We start from the raw sequence: 16549 nt of genomic DNA, 5'->3' as shown, positions 1-16549 counted from the left end.
CCGGTTTCCACGTCGCTCGAAAACGCTCCAGCCGCGCGCCGCCTGCGGGGGCGGCGCGGGCGCGCTCACACCCGCATGGGCATCAGCACGTAGAGGGCGTCCGTCCTAGTGGAATCGCGCACCAGCGTGGGCGAGCCGGGGTCCGCCAGCTTCAGCTCGGCGGTGTCGCCCTCGAGCTGGGCGGTGATGTCGAGCAGGTAGCGCGAGTTGAAGCCGATATCGAGCGGCTCGGCGGCGTAGTCCACCTCCAGCTCCTCGGTGGCGCTGCCCGAATCGGGATTGGTGACCGACAAGGTGAGCTTGCCCTCGGCGAGGGAGAGCTTCACCGCCCGCCCACGCTCGCTGGACACGGTGGAGACGCGGTCCACCGCGGCGGCGAATTCGTCCTTGTCCACGTTCAGGGTCTTGTCATTGCCCTGGGGAATCACGCGGCCGTAGTCGGGGAAGGTGCCGTCGATGAGCTTGGAGGTGAGCACGATGGCGCCCACCTGCACCCGGATCTTGGTGGTGGAGATGGAGACGGTGGCCTCGGCCTCCTTGTCCTCCAGCAGCTTCTGGATCTCGGCCACGGTCTTGCGCGGCACGATGACGCCCGGCAGGCCGGCCGCGCCCTCCGGCGCCTCCAGCTCCGCCTGGGCGAGGCGGTGGCCGTCGGTGGCCACCGCGCGCAGCATGGGCTTGCTGGTCTGGGCGGGGTCGGTCACGTGCAGGTAGATGCCGTTGAGGTAGTAGCGCGTCTCCTCGGTGGAGATGGCGAACTGGGTCTTGTCCACCAGGCGGCGGAATTCCACGCCCTTCACCTTGAAGGTGTGGGGGAAGTCCCCGGCGGCGAGGTCGGGGAAGTCGTCCTCGGGCAGGGTCTGGAGCTGGAAGCGGGCGCGGCCGGCGCGCACGGTCAGCGTGCCGCGCTCGCCGCCCGCCTCAAGCTGCACCTGGGCGCCTTCGGGCAGCTTGCGCACGATGTCGTAGAGCACGTGCGCGGGCACGGTGGTGCCGCCGGGCTGGCCCACCTCGGCGGGCACGGTCTCCACCACCTCCAGGTCGAGGTCGGTGGCCTTGAGCTCCAGCCCGGATTTGCCCGCGCGGATGAGCACGTTGGCGAGAATCGGAATGGTGTTGCGCCGCTCCACGACGCGGTGCACGTGGCTCAGCGACTTGAGAAGCTCGGTGCGCTCGACGGTGACCTTCATGACCCAGGCCCGTTCGTTCTTCGCTCCGAAGCGGCCGCCGCGCGCGCAGGGCACGCGTCGGGCACTCCGGGCCATTGATGCTTCACGCTTCCTCACGCGGGCCGGCACCGGCCTCGCGCGGAAGCGCTCCGGAAGAGGACCCGCCGGATGCTGTCGATCCGGACGGCGGGGCCGCCTCCAAATTCGAGGGGCGGAGTATCGGCCCGGCCCTTCCCGCACGGGGCGAGGCCGGAACGGCTCCTGAGTGGCGGACGCACGCGGGGAGCGCGCGCCGGGCCGCCGACATTGCCGCCCATGCCTGCGCAAAGCAAGGGTGGGCGGCGAAATTCCCGCCGAGGTCCGGCTTGTCCCCGCCGATCCACAGCCCGAAGACCGCTGCCTTGCCGGCAAAACGCAGAAGGCCGGCGGGGCACGCCCGCCGGCCTTCTGCGTGAACCCATCGATGGGGGCTGCGGCCCCGGGGGGAAACCTGCCCGGCGCCGGTCGCTGGCCGGAGCCTGCGGAATCAGGCTTCCTGCACGGCGCGCTTGAGCACCTCGATCTCGTCGGCGAGCACGCGATCGGTGCCGATGAGGCGATCGATCTTGCGCACGGCATGCAGCACGGTGGTGTGGTCCCGCCCGCCGAAGCGACGGCCGATCTCCGGCAGGGAACGCAGGGTGAGGGTCTTTGCGAGATACATCGCCACCTGCCGGGGCTTCACCACGTTGGCGGTGCGGCGCTGGGAGAGGAGGTCGGCGCGGGAAACGTTGTAGTGCTTGGCCACGATGCGCAGGATGTCGTCCACCCGCACCCGCTTCGGGTCGCATGGGCGGATGAGGTCCTTGATGGCGTTCTCGGCCATCTCCAGGGTCACCGGCTCGCCGGTGAGCTGGTTGAAGGCCAGCAGCTTGTTGAGCGCGCCATCGAGGTCGCGCCCGCTCTGGCCCACCGAACGGGCGAGGAACTCCAGCACCGGCGCCGGCACGGTGAAGCCCTTGTGCTGCTCGGCCAGGGTCTGATAGCGCGCCTTGAGGATCTCGAGGCGCAGGTCTTCCTCCAGGGGTGCCAGCTCCACCACGAGCCCGCCGGCGAGCCGCGAGCGCACGCGCTCATCGAGATGCTCCAGCTCGGCCGGCACGCAGTCCGCCGCCACCACCACCTGCCGCCCGCCGTCGAGCAGAGCGTTGAGGGTGTGGCAGAATTCCTGCTGCAGGTTGTTGCCCTTCAGGAACTGCAGGTCATCGATCACCAGGGTGTCGATGGTGCGCAGTGCATCCTTGAAGGCGATGGCCGAATGGGTCTTCAGCGCCGCCACGAAGCCGTACATGAAGCGTTCGGCGGTGAGGTAGATGGCGCGGCGGCCCTTCTTCTCGGCGGCCCACACCACCGCCTGCAGCAGGTGAGTCTTGCCGAGGCCCACGGCCGCGTGGAGGTAGAGCGGGTTGAACACCGGGTTGGCGCCGCTCGCGGCTTCGGCCACCTGGCGGGCGGCCGCATGGGCGAGGGAGTTGGACTTGCCCACCACGAAGGTGTCGAAGGTCAGGCGCGCATCGAGGGGCGAACCCGACGACATGTCGGAGGCGATGGAATTGACGGAGGCGCTGGCCGGGACCGGCGCAGGCGTGGCCGAGGGCGTCGCGGGGGCGGTGGGGCGCGCCTCGGGGCTGCGCTCGCTCACCACCTCGCGCCGGCCGGTGGCCTTCAGCGGCATGGGACGGGCCACGGCGCTGCGCACGGCGACATCCACGCGTCGGCGCGCGCCGCTCTCTTCCGCGAACAATTCGCAGATTCGCGGCAGGTAATTTTCCTGGATCCAGGACTTCAGGAATCGCGTGGGAACCGAGAGATGCACGGCATCGCCGGTGAGGGCATCGAGCTCCATGCGGGCGAACCAGCTGGAGAACTTCTCTTCACCGATCTCTTCGTGCAGGCGCTGGCGAACGCGCTCCCAGGGGGTCATTTCGGCATCGGTCCCAACATTGGCGGCAAGGCCGGCCGCGATGGCGGCTCTGCCGGGTTGCGAGTCATCGGTCGTGTGCGGTTTGAGCATAGAAAGCCTTCCGCGCCGCGAGGCGCGGTCCCGATTGAAGCGCAGATCTCCTTCGCGCCCCGGTGGGCGGCGCGGTTCTCGTGCGCGGGTTGGATCAGACGATGTGGCCGTTACCCGTCGGACGTCACGTTAACGCGGCATCATGTGCTCGCCGTCGCAGGGGCCACGGGACGGGGCACGGCAGCGCGCCCCAGGATCATTTGTGCCGGGGCTGCGCATGCCATGGAAACGGGCCGCATGGCGCTCCGGTCGGCCGGGAAGGGGGCAAGAGCTGCCGCATTCGATGCGCCATGTGTGCGTGAAGTCATAGCCGCTCCCTCTACCGTCGGCGAGTACGCCCCGGCTGCCGCTTCAATGAACCAGATTTCCTGCTGCTTTTAAATCACCCGAGAGTGGAACTGATGCCCACTCCCAGCATGGCTGCCTTGGCCTGAAGTGCATCTGCGTGGCAGGTGCGGTAGGGCCGCGGGGAGTCATGTATATTTAAAGTCACGACCTCCCCCTCCTCTGCCACGAAGAGTCTTTAAATCTTCAATCTGTCGGTGAAAACTCGGCGTCGCCCCCGAGGTGAATTTGACCATACACAGCCCCCTCCGGGGGTGCAACGCCTTTCCCCGCCGCTGTGGGATAGCGGGTAAAAAGGTCGCTCCGGTGCCTTTTCACAGGCCTTGGGGCCAGTCGGCAAACCTCTGGCGAAGCTGCGAGAATCCAAGGCTTCCGTAAGATCGTGCCGACTCTGCGGAAGGCCCCTCCTTAGGTGTCGAAGTACCTGAGGTGGAGAGGGGGGCGAGCCGGCTTCCGCCTTTGCCCTGTAAGTCGCTAAGCCGCATATCGATTTTCTGCGCGATCGGGGGAGGGGGGAAGACGGGGTGCGCGGGCGCCGAAACGGGGCTGGCTTGACGCGCTGGAGAGATTGCGCAAGCCCGGCGATTCTCTGTCGCGAGGCGGCGGACAGGCACAAAAAAGGCCCGGCTCGGCCGGGCCTTCGGGAACCTGCGGGAGGTGTATAGCGCGCGGGGCGCGCGGCGCCGCGATCAGGCGCTGAGCTTGCGCACCCGGGCCGCGAGGCGGGACACCTTGCGGGAGGCGGTGTTCTTGTGCAGCACGCCCTTGGTGACGGCCCGCATGATCTCGGGCTCGGCAGCCTTGAAGGCGGCGGAGGCGGCAGCGGCGTCGCCGGTGCTGAGGGCGTCCTCGAGCTTGCGCAGGTAAGTGCGCACGCGCGAGCGACGCGAACGGTTCACTTCGGTCCGGCGCTCGATCTTGCGCGCCGCTTTCTTGGCGGAAGGCGTATTGGCCATCGGCCGTCCTTGCTGGTTAGCGCAATGCGGATCAAAGCCTCGCGGCCAACCCGTCATGCGTTGGAATGGCTGAAAACGCGTGCGGCTCGCGCCGCCTGCGAAGTGCCGGGCTTATAGTGGGGACCGGCCTCGCCGTCAAGACGGACCCGGAGCCGTCGAACGATGCCATTGCGTGCGTGCGCGGGGCGCCGCGGCCGTCTGGCCGCTGGACGGAAACCGTCTCCATCGCGTATGTCGTGCCGGCGTTCTATTATAGTGTGCGGCGGTGGCGCGGGGCGAGGCTCCGCGAACGGCCCTGCCGGACAGGCAGACAGCAGCGGGGGTCAGGCATGAGCGACGTGGCCGTGAGCGATTTCGCGGTGACCGATCGTCCGGTGGGCGACAGCCTCGTGACGGTGTTCGGAGGCTCCGGCTTCCTGGGCCGGCACGTGGTGCGCGCGCTGGCGCTCCGGGGCTATCGCATACGGGTGGCGGTGCGGCGGCCGGAGCTCGCGGGCTTCCTCCAGCCGCTCGGCTATGTCGGCCAGATCCAGGTGGTGCAGGCCAACGTGCGCTATCCCGAGTCGGTGGCGCGCGCGGTGGCGGGCGCCGACGCGGTGGTGAACCTCGTGGGCGTGCTGGTGGAGAGCGGCCGGCAGCGCTACGACGCGCTGCACGTGGCCGGCGCGCGTACCGTGGCGAGCGCGGCCGCCAAGGCTTCCGTTCCCCTGGTCCACATCTCCGCCATCGGTGCCGACAAGGCGTCCCCCTCGGGCTACGGCCGCAGCAAGGCCGACGGCGAGGAGGCGGTGAAGGCCGCGCACGGCACGGCGATCATCCTGCGCCCCTCGCTGCTGTTCGGGCCGGAGGACACCTTCTTCAATCGCTTCGCCTCCATGGCCCAGCTCTCTCCGGCCCTGCCGCTGATCGGCGGCGGCGTCACCCGCTTCCAGCCGGTGTTCGTGGGCGATGTGGCCCTCGCCGTCGCCCGCGCGGTGGACGGCAAGGCCAAGGCCGGCGCCACCTATGAGCTGGGCGGCCCCGAGGTGCGCACCTTTAGGGAGCTGATGGAGCTGATGCTGCGCGAGATCGGCGCCCGCAAGGCGCTCATTTCGCTGCCGTTCGGCCTCGCCGGCCTGATCGCCGGGCTCACCCAGTGGATTCCCGGCGCGCCGCTGACCACCGACCAGGTGGCCATGCTGAAGGCCGACAACGTGGTGTCCGATGCGGCGAAGGCCGGAGGGCTCACCCTCGATGGCCTCGGCGTCACCCCCACAGCGCTGCGGGTGGAACTGCCCACCTACCTCTGGCGCTTCCGCAAGGCGGGCCAGTTCACGCAGCTGGAGTTCTGACGGGCCGCGCCGGTCGGTTCCGCCGGCGGGCGCACGGGCATGCGCCCGGGGCGGGGCGGATCCATCCGGGGATCTGATCCATGGGTTTCGACATCAAGATCTGCGGCCTCACGACCATCGAGGCCCTCGACGCGGCGCTGGAGGCCGGGGCCGACCTCGTCGGCTTCGTGCATTTTCCGAAGAGCCCGCGCCACCTGCCGCTGGCCGCGGCGCCGGCTCTCGCCGCCCATGTGCGCGGGCGGGCGCTGAAGGTGGCGCTCGTGGTGAATGCCGACGACGCCCTCATCGCCGAGGTGATCGCCGCCCTCGATCCCGACATCCTGCAGCTCCACGGCGCCGAGATGCCGGAGCGGACGGGCGAGATCCGGGCCCGCTTCGGCCGCCCGGTGATGAAGGCGCTGCCGGTGGCGACGCGGGACGACCTCTCCCGCGTGGGCGACTACGCCGCCGTTTCCGACCGCCTGCTGTTCGACGCCAAGCCTGCGCCCGGCGCCCTGCTGCCCGGCGGCAACGGGCGGGTGTTCGACTGGGATCTGATCCGCGGCCTTGACGCCGGTCGCCCGCTCATGCTTTCCGGAGGGCTTGATGCCGGCAACGTCGTCGAGGCCATCGTGGCAACCGGCGTGGACGGGGTGGACGTCTCCTCGGGGGTCGAAACGGCGCCCGGGGTGAAATCGCCCGAGAAAATCCACGCCTTCGTCGCCGCCGCGCGCCGCGCCAGCGCCGCCGCCGGCCATAGTCCGAACCTCCCATCGAAAGCCCAGGCTTCGTGAACGCGCCCAATTCCTACCGCACCGGCCCCGACGATCGCGGCCATTTCGGCATCCACGGCGGCCGCTTCGTGGCCGAGACCCTGATGCCGCTCATCCTGGAATTGGAGGCGGCCTACAAGGCCGCCCGCGCCGACCCCGCCTTCCAGGCCGAGGTGGATTCCTACCTCTCCCACTATGTGGGCCGTCCCTCGCCGCTCTATTTCGCCGAGCGCCTCTCCGAGCATCTCGGCGGCGCCAGGGTGTACCTGAAGCGCGAGGAGCTGAACCACACCGGCTCCCACAAGGTGAACAACGTGCTCGGGCAGATTCTGCTCGCCCGGCGCATGGGCCGCACGCGGATCATCGCCGAGACCGGCGCCGGCCAGCACGGCGTGGCCACGGCCACCCTGTGCGCGCGCTTCGGACTGAAGTGCGTGGTCTACATGGGCGCGGTGGACGTGGAGCGCCAGGCGCCCAACGTGTTCCGCATGAAGCTGCTCGGCGCCGAGGTGGTGCCGGTGCAGTCCGGCTCGCGCACCCTCAAGGACGCCATGAACGAGGCGCTGCGCGACTGGGTCACCAACGTCTCCGACACCTTCTACTGCATCGGCACCGTCGCCGGCCCGCACCCCTATCCCGGCATGGTGCGTGACTTCCAGTCCATCATCGGCCGCGAGACCCGCGCCCAGATGCTGGAGATGGAGGGGCGCCTGCCGGACAGCCTGGTGGCGGCGGTGGGCGGCGGCTCCAACGCCATGGGCCTGTTCCACGAGTTCCTGGACGAGCCGGGCATCGAGATCTTCGGGGTCGAGGCTGCCGGGCGCGGCCTTTCCACCGGCGAGCACGCGGCCGCCATCCAGGGCGGGCGCCCCGGCGTACTGCACGGCAACCGCACCTACCTGCTGATGGACGACGACGGCCAGATCCAGGAAGCGCATTCCATCTCCGCCGGGCTGGACTATCCCGGCATCGGCCCGGAGCATTCCTGGCTCAACGACGTGGGGCGGGTGAAATACATCCCCTGCACCGACCAGGAAGCGCTGGATGCGTTCCAGATCCTGACCCGGCTCGAAGGCATCATCCCGGCGCTGGAGAGCGCCCATGCCGTCGCCAAGGTGCTGGAGCTCGCGCCGCAGCGGCCGAAGGATCATCTGATGGTGGTCAACCTCTCGGGCCGCGGCGACAAGGACGTGCCGCAGGTGGCCGAGATTCTGGGGGCAAGCCTATGATCTCGAAGGGTTTCAAGGTCGCCTGCGCCGTCGCTGTCCCGCTTCTCGCCGCCGGCCCGGCCGGCGCGGCGAGCATTCCGGAGGGGCTGAAGCTCTCCACCGGGCCTATTCACACCGATCCCGCCGGGGCGTTCGTCTCGGTGGCGGTGGCCAACGCGACCCCGAACCTGTTCGGCCAGGTGGTCGTCACCTGCACCTTCACCGGCGGCGGGCAGACCCTCGGCACCTCGTCCACCACCCTGTTCTCGGTCATCGGCGGCACCACCGGCAACGACCAGGTGCGCCTGCTCGGCGCCACCTCGGCCAAGGCCGCCAATTGCGAGATCACCAGCGCCCAGTGAGCGCGACCTTCCCCGCACGGGGAGAGGCAACCATGGCATGTCCCATCCGATGACCACCCGCATCGCCGCCCGCTTCGCCGCGCTCAAGGAAGAGGGCCGTCCCGCCCTCGTCACCTTCATCACCGCCGGTGATCCCGACGCCGAGACCTCCCTCGGCCTCCTGAGGACGCTGCCGGGCGCCGGCGCGGACATCATCGAGCTGGGCATCCCCTTCACCGATCCCATGGCCGACGGCCCGGCCATCCAGGCCGCAGGCCTCCGCGCCCTCAAGGGCGGGCAGACCCTGGCGAAGACCCTCGCCATGGTGAAGGTGTTCCGCGCCGAGGACGATGCGACCCCCATCGTGCTGATGGGCTACTACAATCCCATCTACGTCTACGGCGTGGACCGCTTCCTGGTCGATGCCCGCGCCGCCGGCGTGGACGGCCTCATCATCGTGGACCTGCCGCCGGAGGAGGACGACGAGCTGTGCCTGCCGGCGCTGGCGGCGGGCATCGATTTCATCCGCCTCGCCACCCCCACCACCGACGACAAGCGCCTGCCCACGGTGCTGAAGCACACGGCGGGCTTCGTCTATTACGTCTCCATCACCGGCATCACCGGCTCGGCCACGCCGGATGCGGACGCGGTGGGCCGCGCGGTGGCGCGCATCAAGGGTCACACAGACCTGCCGGTGGCGGTCGGCTTCGGCGTCAGGACGCCCGAGCAGGCGAAGGCCATCGCCGCCGGCGCCGACGGCGTGGTGGTGGGCTCCGCTTTGGTGGAGGCGGTGCGCCGCACCCTCGACGACGAGGGGAAGGCCACCGCGAACACCGTTCCGGCGGTCGAGGTGCTCGTGCAGTCTCTGGCCGAGGCGGTACGCGGCGTCCGCCGCTGATCGCCGCGTCGGGCCGGGCTCGCCGCACTTTCGCCGCGACGGGCCGGCCATTAGGTGGGATAATGTTGCAGTGCGACGGGCGGCGATCACCGCCCGTTCCCGGAGAAAAGCCCCGTGAACTGGATTTCCAACGTCGTCCGCCCGAAGATCCGCGATTTCCTGGCGCGCCGCGAGGTTCCGGAGAACCTGTGGGTGAAATGCCCCGAAACCGGGCAGATGGTGTTCCACAAGGACCTGGAGGCGAACCTCTATGTGATCCCCGGCTCGGGCTATCACATGCGCATGGACGCCGTGCAGCGCCTCAAGGCCACCTTCGACAACGGCGTCTACGAAGAGGTGCCGCTGCCGGAGGTCGCCATCGACCCGCTGAAGTTCCGCGACGAGCGCCGCTACATCGACCGCCTGAAGGATGCCCGCGCCAAGACCGGCTACCAGGATGCCGTGAAGGTGGCCACTGGCCTGCTGGAGGAGCTGCCGGTGACCATCGCCGTGCAGGATTTCGGCTTCATGGGCGGCTCGCTCGGCATGGCCGCCGGCGAGGCGGTGGTGAAGGGCCTGCAGATCGCGGCCGATAAGGGTACCCCCTTCATCATGTTCGCCGCTTCCGGCGGCGCCCGCATGCAGGAAGGCATCCTCTCCCTCATGCAGATGCCGCGCACCACCGCCGCCATCCAGGAGCTGCGCGAGGCGAAGAAGCCCTACGTCGTGGTGCTCACCAATCCCACCACGGGCGGCGTCACCGCCTCCTACGCCATGCTGGGCGACGTGCAGATCTCCGAACCCGGCGCGCTCATCGGCTTCGCCGGCCCGCGCGTGATCGAGCAGACCATCCGCGAGAAGCTGCCCGACGGCTTCCAGCGCGCCGAATATCTCGTGGCCCACGGCATGATCGACATGGTGGTGCACCGGCACCAGATGCGCGAGACCCTGGGCCGGCTCTGCCGCCTGCTCGTGAAGGCGCCGGCGCTGCCGCCCCAGGGCCGGCTGCCCGGCCCGGCGGCGGCCTGAGGCACTCTCGAAGGCACCCGACGACCATGGCCCTGCCGCAGCTGAAGTCCGAGCCCGTGGAGATCCTCGCGCGCCTCTCCGCGCTGCACCCCAAGAAGATCGACCTCTCCCTCTCCCGCATGGAGCGGCTGATGGAGGCGCTCGGTCATCCCGAGCGGCGGCTGCCGCCGGTGATCCACGTGGCGGGCACCAACGGCAAGGGCTCCACCATCGCCTTCATGCGCGCCATGCTGGAGGCCTCGGGCCGGCTGGTGCATGTCTACACCTCGCCGCACCTGGTGCGCTTCAACGAGCGCATCCGCCTCGGCGCGCCGGGCCGGGGCGAGCTGGTGAGCGACACCCTGCTGGCCGACGCCCTCGACCGGGTGGAGGCGGCCAACGACGGCGCGCCCATCACCTTCTTCGAGATCACCACCGCGGCCGCCTTCGTGCTGTTCTCCGAGCATCCGGCGGACGTGCTGCTGCTGGAGGTGGGCCTCGGCGGGCGGCTCGACGCCACCAATGTGGTGCCCTCGCCGCGCACCAGCGTCATCACCCCCGTCTCCATCGACCATGTGGACTTCCTGGGCGCTACGGTGGAAGCCATCGCCGGCGAGAAGGCCGGCATCATCAAGCCGCGCGTGCCGGTGGTGGTGGGCGCGCAGCAGAGCGAGGCGCTGGCCGTGATCGAGCGCGCCGCGCAGCGGCTCCATGCGCCCCTGTTCGTGCGCGGCGAGCATTGGCACGTGCACGAGGAGGCCGGGCGTCTCGTCTATGTGGACGAGGACGGGCTCGTGGACCTGCCGCGTCCGCGCCTCGTGGGGCCACACCAGATCGACAATGCGGGGCTCGCGGTCGCGGCCCTGCGCAGCCTGCGCCTTTCCGCCGCGGCGCAGGAGGCGGGTATTCTTTCCGCCGAATGGCCGGCGCGCCTGCAGCGTCTTTCCACCGGCGCCCTGGTGGCGCGCGCCCCCGCCGGCGCCGAGGTGTGGCTCGACGGCGGGCACAATGCCGCCGGCGGCGCCGCCCTCGCCCATGCCTTGTGCGGGCTGGAGGAGCGCTATTCCCGCCCGCTGGTGATGGTCATCGGCATGCTCGGCACCAAGGACGTGACCGGCTTCCTCGCCCCCTTCGCGGGTCTCGTGCGGGAGGCGGTGGCGGTGCCGGTGCCGGACAATCCTGCCGGGCTGAAGCCGGAGGAGGTGGCGGCGGCCGCCGCCGGCCTCGGCATCAAGGCGCGGGTGGCGGCCGATGTGGCGAGCGCGCTCGACAGCCTCGCCACCGTGCCCACGGTGCCGCCGGCGCGGGTGCTCATCTGCGGCTCGCTCTACCTTGCCGGCGCCGTGCTCGATGCCAACGGCACGCCCGTGACCTGAGCCGGGCGGCGCCCCTTCCGGCCCCGTGGATACCGGGGGCATCGGGACCGGGGACGCGACCTGAGGGCGCAATCTCTCCGCGGCGGGGCCTGGGCGTGTCGCGGCGCCCCTTCAATGCCCCCCGGCCCTCCGGTAAAGTCCGGTTGACGAAATCGTGCTTGATTCGGAACGCGAGGGTTCCGGGCCGTCGTGCGCGCGTGGGCGACGGTCCGCGCGGGCGCTCGTGTGCGCCCTGTCCGTTTCGGATTTCCATGGGCGCGCTCCGTTTGGATTGGCCGGCGCCGTGGCCGGATTTCAAGCCGCCGGGTCCGGCCGGCGGGCGACTTCAGCGAGAGGGCAGGGGCGAATGGTGAAGCGCGGCGCGAAGTGGGGAGCCGAAGGGCTCCCGGGCCGGAAGCCCGCCGCCGGGCCCCGTCTCGCGGGCCTGCGCGTCCGTGCCATGCGGCCGCTCGCCGCCCTGCTGGGCTCGACCGCGCTTGTTGCCTGGAGCGGACCTGCGGCGGCCGGCGTGGGTACGGTGGCGGCGGGCACCGCCCCCTGGCTCGCGGCATTCGTTCTCGGCGCGGTTGCGGCGGCGGCCTGGGTTCACGGCGTGCGCCGCACCGGGGCGGCACAGGCCGCGCGCGCTGCGGCCGAGGGGCGGGCCGAGGAGGCTGCCGCTGCTGCGGCACGGGCCCGGGCCGAGGCGCACAGCCTGCGCCATCTTCTGGGTTCCGGTGCCGATTGCGCGCTGATCTGGCTGCGCGCAGGTGGGCCTGCGGAGAGCTTCGGCATGCCGGAGGACGCGCGCGCCGGCTGGCTCGGCGCCGCTGCCGCACACGAGGTAGAGGCGGCTCTTACGGCCTTGCGCGAGGGCGAGGCCGCCTTGGAGCGCACCGTCACGGCGGCGGATGGGCGCGCATTCCGGCTTGCCGGCCGCACTCTCAACGGCGCCGGGGTGCTGATGGTGCACCCGGTGTCGACCGGTGCGGGCGGCGCCGATGCGGCCGGTCTCGCCGCCGTGCTCGACGCCACGCCGGCCCCGGCATGGCTGAGGGCGCCGGACGGCACGCTGTCTTATGTGAACCCCGCCTTCGTGGCGGCGGTGGGGGCTGCTTCCGCCGAGGCTGCGCGGGCCGAGGGCCACGACCTGCTCGACAGCAAGGCGCGCGCCGCCGCAGCCAGTGCGGAGGAGGGCTCCGGCGCCTTCCAGGGCCGGGTGCGGGCGGTGACGCGCGGCCAGCGCCGCCAGCTCGACGTGGTGGAGGTGGCGGGCCCGTTCGGCATCGCCGGTCTCGCGGTGGACGTGACGGACCTGGAGGCGGCGAAGACCGAGACGGCACGCACGGTCGCCGCCCATCGCCGCACCCTGGACCAGCTCACCACCGCAGTCGCCATCTTCGGCGCCGATGAGCGGCTGGTGTTCCACAACGCTGCCTATGAGCGGCTGTTCGACTTCTCCCCCGCCTTCCTGGACCAGCGCCCCTCCGACGGGCAGATCCTCGACAACTTGCGCACCCGCCGCAAGGTGCCCGAGCAGGCGGACTTTCCGGCCTGGCGCGCGCAGCTGCGCGAGGCCTACCGGGCGCTGGAGCCGGTGAACGACTGGTGGCACCTGCCCGGCGGCGAGATGCTGCGCGTGGTCATCACTCCCAATGCGGAAGGCGGCGTCACCTATCTGTTCGATGACCTCTCCGAGCATGTGGCCCTGGAGAGCCGCTACAACACCCTCATCCGCATCCAGGGCGAGACCCTGGATGCGCTCGCGGAGGCGGTAGCGGTGTTCGGCAGCGAGGGCCGGCTGCACCTGTACAACGAGGCCTTCCTCTCCCTCTGGGCGCTGGACGCCCAGGCGCTGGGCGACAAGCCCCACATTGATGCGGTGGCCGCGCTCTGCCGCTCGCGCCACGGGGAAAGCGCCGCCTTCTCGCGCATCCGCTCGGTGGTGACCGCCATGGAGCACCGCGAGAGCGTGACCCTGCGCCTGGAGCGGGCCGACGGGCGGGTGCTGGACGGCACCGCCCAGCCCCTGCCCGACGGCGGCACCCTCGTGACCTTCCGCGATGTCACCGACAGCGTGAAGGTGGAGCGCGCCCTCATCGAGCGCGCCGAGGCGCTGGAAGCGGCGGACAAGCTGAAGAACGCCTTCGTCAGCCATGTCTCCTACCATCTGCGCACGCCCCTCAACACGCTGATGGGCTATGCCGACATGCTGCGCGAGGGGCTGGCCGGGCCGCTCAACGCGCGTCAGCGCGACTATCTCGACCACATGCGCCAGTCCTCCGACCAGCTGCGCGCCCTCATCGACGACATCCTGGACCTCGCCAGCATCGACGCCGGCGCCATGGAGCTGGACCTCGCCGAGGTGGATGTGCGCGAGATGCTGGAGAGCGCCGCCGTGGCGGTGCACGACCAGGTGGAAGCAGCGGGCGTGCGCATCGCCGTGGCGCTGCCGGCGGACGCGGGGCGCTTCACGGCCGATCCCAAGCGGGTGCGCCAGATCCTGTTCAACCTCATCGCCAATGCCATCGCCGCCTCGCCTGAGGGCGGCACCGTGACCCTGGGCGCCGAGCGCCGGCCGCAGGCGGTGCTGCTCGCCGTGCGCGACGAGGGCGCCGGAGTGCCGCCGGAGCTGGCGGAAACCCTGTTCGAGCGCTTCGAGAGCCGCAATTCCAGCCCGCGCCATCGCGGGGTGGGGCTCGGGCTCGCCATCGTGCGCTCCTTCATGACGCTGCATGGCGGCTCGGTGAGCGTGGTGCCGGCGGCGACGCGCATTCCCGGCGCCGTGGGCACTCTCGCCACCTGCGTCTTCCCCCTCACCGGAACCTCGCACCAAGAGGCCGCCTGATGAGTGCCTTCATCCAGCGCATCGCCGACGAAGACGGCGCCTATCAGGTGGTCCTGCCGGACCTCGCCGCCACCGAGCGGCTCGGCGTGGAGCTGGCCTCCTGGTTCGGCGCCAACGACGTCATCACCCTTTCGGGCGATCTCGGCGCCGGCAAGACCGAGCTGGCCCGCGCCATCATCCGCGCGGTCGCGGGCAGCGCCGACATCGAGGTGCCGAGCCCGACCTTCCCTATCGTCATCACTTACGACTTCAACCGCGGGCGGGTGGTGCACGCCGACCTCTACCGCATCGTCGAGGACGAGGAGCTCGACGAGATCGGCTGGGACGAGATCGGCGACGAGGCGCTGGTGCTGGTGGAATGGGCCGACCGGGCCGGGGACCGCCTCTCGGCGGACCGGGTGGACGTCCTGCTCGCCCTGGCCCCGGAGCTGGGGCCCCAGGCGCGGGTTTGCGTGCTCACCGGCCACGGCGCTCTGGCGGCCCGGCTGGAGCGGCTCTATGTGGCGGAAGCCCTGGTGGAGGCCGCCGGCTTCGGCGCCGCGGAGCGCGTGTTCCTGCAGGGCGATGCCTCCAGCCGCTCCTATACCCGCCTGGTCCTGCCCGGCCGCAGCGCCATCCTCATGAACGCGCCGGCGCGGCCGGACGGGCCGCCCATCCGCGAGGGCAAGTCCTACAGCCGGCTGGTGCACCTCGCGGAGGACGTGAAGCCCTTCGTGGCCATGGACCGGGCGCTGCTGGCGCAGGGCTTCTCGGCGCCGCAGATCCATGCCGCCGACATCGACACCGGCCTGCTGGTGCTGGAGGACCTGGGCCAGGAGGGGGTGGTGCGCGGCGATCCGCCCGCGCCCCTGCGCGAGCGCTATGAGGCGGCTATCGGCGTGCTGGCGGCGCTGCACGCGCGCGCCCTGCCGCAGACGCTGCATGTGGCCCCGCGCGTGGAGCGTCCGCTGCCGGCCTATGACGCCGCGGCCTTCCTCACCGAGGTGGACCTGATGCTGGACTGGTACCTGCCGGCCCGCGGCATCCGCATCGACGGCGTGGTGCGGGAGGAGTTCCACCTGTTCTGGCGCGGCGCGCTGCATCCGGTGCTGGACGAGACCCCCACCTGGGTGCTGCGCGACTACCACTCGCCCAACCTCATCTGGCTACCCGGCCGCGAGGGCCTGCGGCGGGTCGGGCTCATCGATTTCCAGGATGCGGTGATGGGTCCGGCGGCCTATGACGTGGTGTCCCTCACCCAGGATGCGCGGGTGGATGTGCCCGAAGCGCTGGAGCTGCAGCTCGTGGGCCACTACGTGAAGGCGCGGCGCGAGGCGGACCCCGGCTTCGACGTGCGCGGCTTCGCGCGTTCCTATGCGGTGCTCGGGGCCCAGCGCGCCACCAAGATCCTCGGCATATTCACCCGTCTGGAGCAGCGGGACGGCAAACCGCAATATCTGCGTCACATCCCGCGCGTACGGCGCTATCTGGCCCGCTGCCTCGGCCACCAGGAGCTCGGCTCGCTGCGCGCATGGTACGAGGCGGTGCTGCCTTCGAAGGATCTGAACTCGTGACGCCCATCCACAAGGCGATGGTGCTGGCGGCGGGCCTCGGCACGCGCATGCGCCCGCTCACAGACCGCACGCCCAAGCCCCTGGTTCCCGTTTACGGCCGCCCGCTCCTCGACCATGTGCTCGACGCCCTCGCCGTCGCCGGCATCCCGGAGGCGGTGGTGAACGTCCACCACCTGGCGGAGCAGATCGAGGCCCATCTCGCCGCTCGCCCCGCCCCGCCGCGCGTCACCGTCTCGGACGAGCGCGGTCTGCTGCTGGAAACCGGCGGCGGCGTGCGCAAGGCGCTGCCGCTGCTGGCGCCGGGCCCATCCTTCGCGCCGTTCCTGGCCATCAATTCCGACACCATCTGGATCGAGGGCGCGCGGCCCAATCTGGTCCGGCTGATGGAGGCCTTCGACCCCGCTGAAATGGACGCCCTGCTGCTGCTGGCGCCCGCCGCCCTCTCCACCGGCTATGAGGGGGTGGGCGACTTCGTGATGGACACCAATGGCCGCCTCGCCCGCCGCGCCGAGCGACTGGTGGCGCCGTTCGTCTACGCCGGCGCCTGCATCCTGAAGCCGGAGTTGTTCGAGGCGACGCCCGAGGGGCCCTTCTCCCTCAATCTGGTGTTCGACCGCGCCGCCGCGCGCGAACGCCTGTTCGGCCTGCGCCTCGACGGCGTGTGGATGCATGTGGGCACGCCGGAGGCCATCGCCCTGGCGGAGGAGGCGATCCAGCTCTCCAGCGAGTAGGATCGGGCCCGGCCCGATTCGC

At 70.8% G+C, this 16549-nt stretch carries 13 protein-coding genes; 10 read left to right on the top strand and 3 right to left on the bottom strand.

The features are described from left to right. Positions 1–65: 65 nt before the first annotated feature. The 3 genes from dnaN to rpsT all read right to left on the bottom strand — a co-directional run bounded on the left by dnaN (position 66) and on the right by rpsT (position 4523). Positions 66–1190, bottom strand: coding sequence for a DNA polymerase III subunit beta (dnaN, locus tag V5F61_RS04355; protein ID WP_393989556.1), 1125 nt, complete (start codon positions 1188–1190; stop codon positions 66–68). Positions 1191–1695: 505 nt separating this feature from the next. Continuing rightward, positions 1696–3132, bottom strand: coding sequence for a chromosomal replication initiator protein DnaA (dnaA, locus tag V5F61_RS04350; protein WP_393989555.1), 1437 nt, complete (start codon positions 3130–3132; stop codon positions 1696–1698). 1124 nt (positions 3133–4256) lie between these two features. Next, positions 4257–4523, bottom strand: coding sequence for a 30S ribosomal protein S20 (gene rpsT, locus V5F61_RS04345; protein WP_393989554.1), 267 nt, complete (start codon positions 4521–4523; stop codon positions 4257–4259). Between the two features lie 329 nt (positions 4524–4852). On the opposite strand from rpsT, the gene V5F61_RS04340 reads away from it, so the two are divergent. The 10 genes from V5F61_RS04340 to V5F61_RS04295 all read left to right on the top strand — a co-directional run bounded on the left by V5F61_RS04340 (position 4853) and on the right by V5F61_RS04295 (position 16527). Continuing rightward, positions 4853–5854 carry a complex I NDUFA9 subunit family protein gene (locus tag V5F61_RS04340; protein ID WP_393989553.1) on the top strand — a complete coding sequence of 334 codons (1002 nt, stop codon included), beginning with the start codon at positions 4853–4855 and terminating at the stop codon, positions 5852–5854. An 80-nt stretch (positions 5855–5934) separates the two neighbouring features. Next, a complete protein-coding gene (locus tag V5F61_RS04335) occupies positions 5935–6627 on the top strand; it encodes a phosphoribosylanthranilate isomerase (protein ID WP_393989552.1) in 693 nt (230 codons plus the stop codon). Next, the gene (gene trpB / locus V5F61_RS04330) at positions 6624–7835 is read left to right on the top strand and encodes a tryptophan synthase subunit beta (protein WP_393989551.1); all 1212 of its coding nucleotides are present in this window, start codon (positions 6624–6626) and stop codon (positions 7833–7835) included. The genes V5F61_RS04335 and trpB overlap by 4 nt, the downstream gene beginning before the upstream one ends. Then, positions 7832–8176, top strand: a complete 345-nt coding sequence (locus tag V5F61_RS04325; RefSeq protein WP_393989550.1) for a hypothetical protein — start codon at positions 7832–7834, stop codon at positions 8174–8176. Before trpB ends, V5F61_RS04325 begins: the two co-directional genes overlap by 4 nt. A gap of 49 nt (positions 8177–8225) precedes the next feature. Further along, positions 8226–9053 carry a tryptophan synthase subunit alpha gene (gene trpA / locus V5F61_RS04320; protein WP_393989604.1) on the top strand — a complete coding sequence of 276 codons (828 nt, stop codon included), beginning with the start codon at positions 8226–8228 and terminating at the stop codon, positions 9051–9053. A 114-nt stretch (positions 9054–9167) separates the two neighbouring features. After that, positions 9168–10061, top strand: coding sequence for an acetyl-CoA carboxylase, carboxyltransferase subunit beta (accD, locus tag V5F61_RS04315; protein WP_393989549.1), 894 nt, complete (start codon positions 9168–9170; stop codon positions 10059–10061). A 26-nt stretch (positions 10062–10087) separates the two neighbouring features. Beyond that, on the top strand, positions 10088–11416 hold the full coding sequence (locus tag V5F61_RS04310) for a bifunctional folylpolyglutamate synthase/dihydrofolate synthase (RefSeq protein ID WP_393989548.1): 1329 nt from the start codon (positions 10088–10090) through the stop codon (positions 11414–11416). A gap of 439 nt (positions 11417–11855) precedes the next feature. After that, positions 11856–14243: a sensor histidine kinase gene (locus tag V5F61_RS04305; protein ID WP_393989547.1), complete on the top strand. Its 2388-nt coding sequence runs from the start codon at positions 11856–11858 to the stop codon at positions 14241–14243. Continuing rightward, positions 14243–15796 carry a tRNA (adenosine(37)-N6)-threonylcarbamoyltransferase complex ATPase subunit type 1 TsaE gene (gene tsaE, locus V5F61_RS04300; RefSeq protein WP_393989546.1) on the top strand — a complete coding sequence of 518 codons (1554 nt, stop codon included), beginning with the start codon at positions 14243–14245 and terminating at the stop codon, positions 15794–15796. Before V5F61_RS04305 ends, tsaE begins: the two co-directional genes overlap by 1 nt. 17 nt (positions 15797–15813) lie before the next feature. After that, complete coding sequence (locus tag V5F61_RS04295; protein WP_393989603.1) at positions 15814–16527, top strand: nucleotidyltransferase family protein; 714 nt, start codon at positions 15814–15816, stop codon at positions 16525–16527. Positions 16528–16549 lie beyond the last annotated feature (22 nt).

This window comes from Xanthobacter sediminis (assembly GCF_043195015.1).
Classification (GTDB): domain Bacteria; phylum Pseudomonadota; class Alphaproteobacteria; order Rhizobiales; family Xanthobacteraceae; genus Xanthobacter.
Note: the sequence above shows the minus strand (reverse complement) of the source record. Positions and strands in the feature narration are given on the sequence as shown.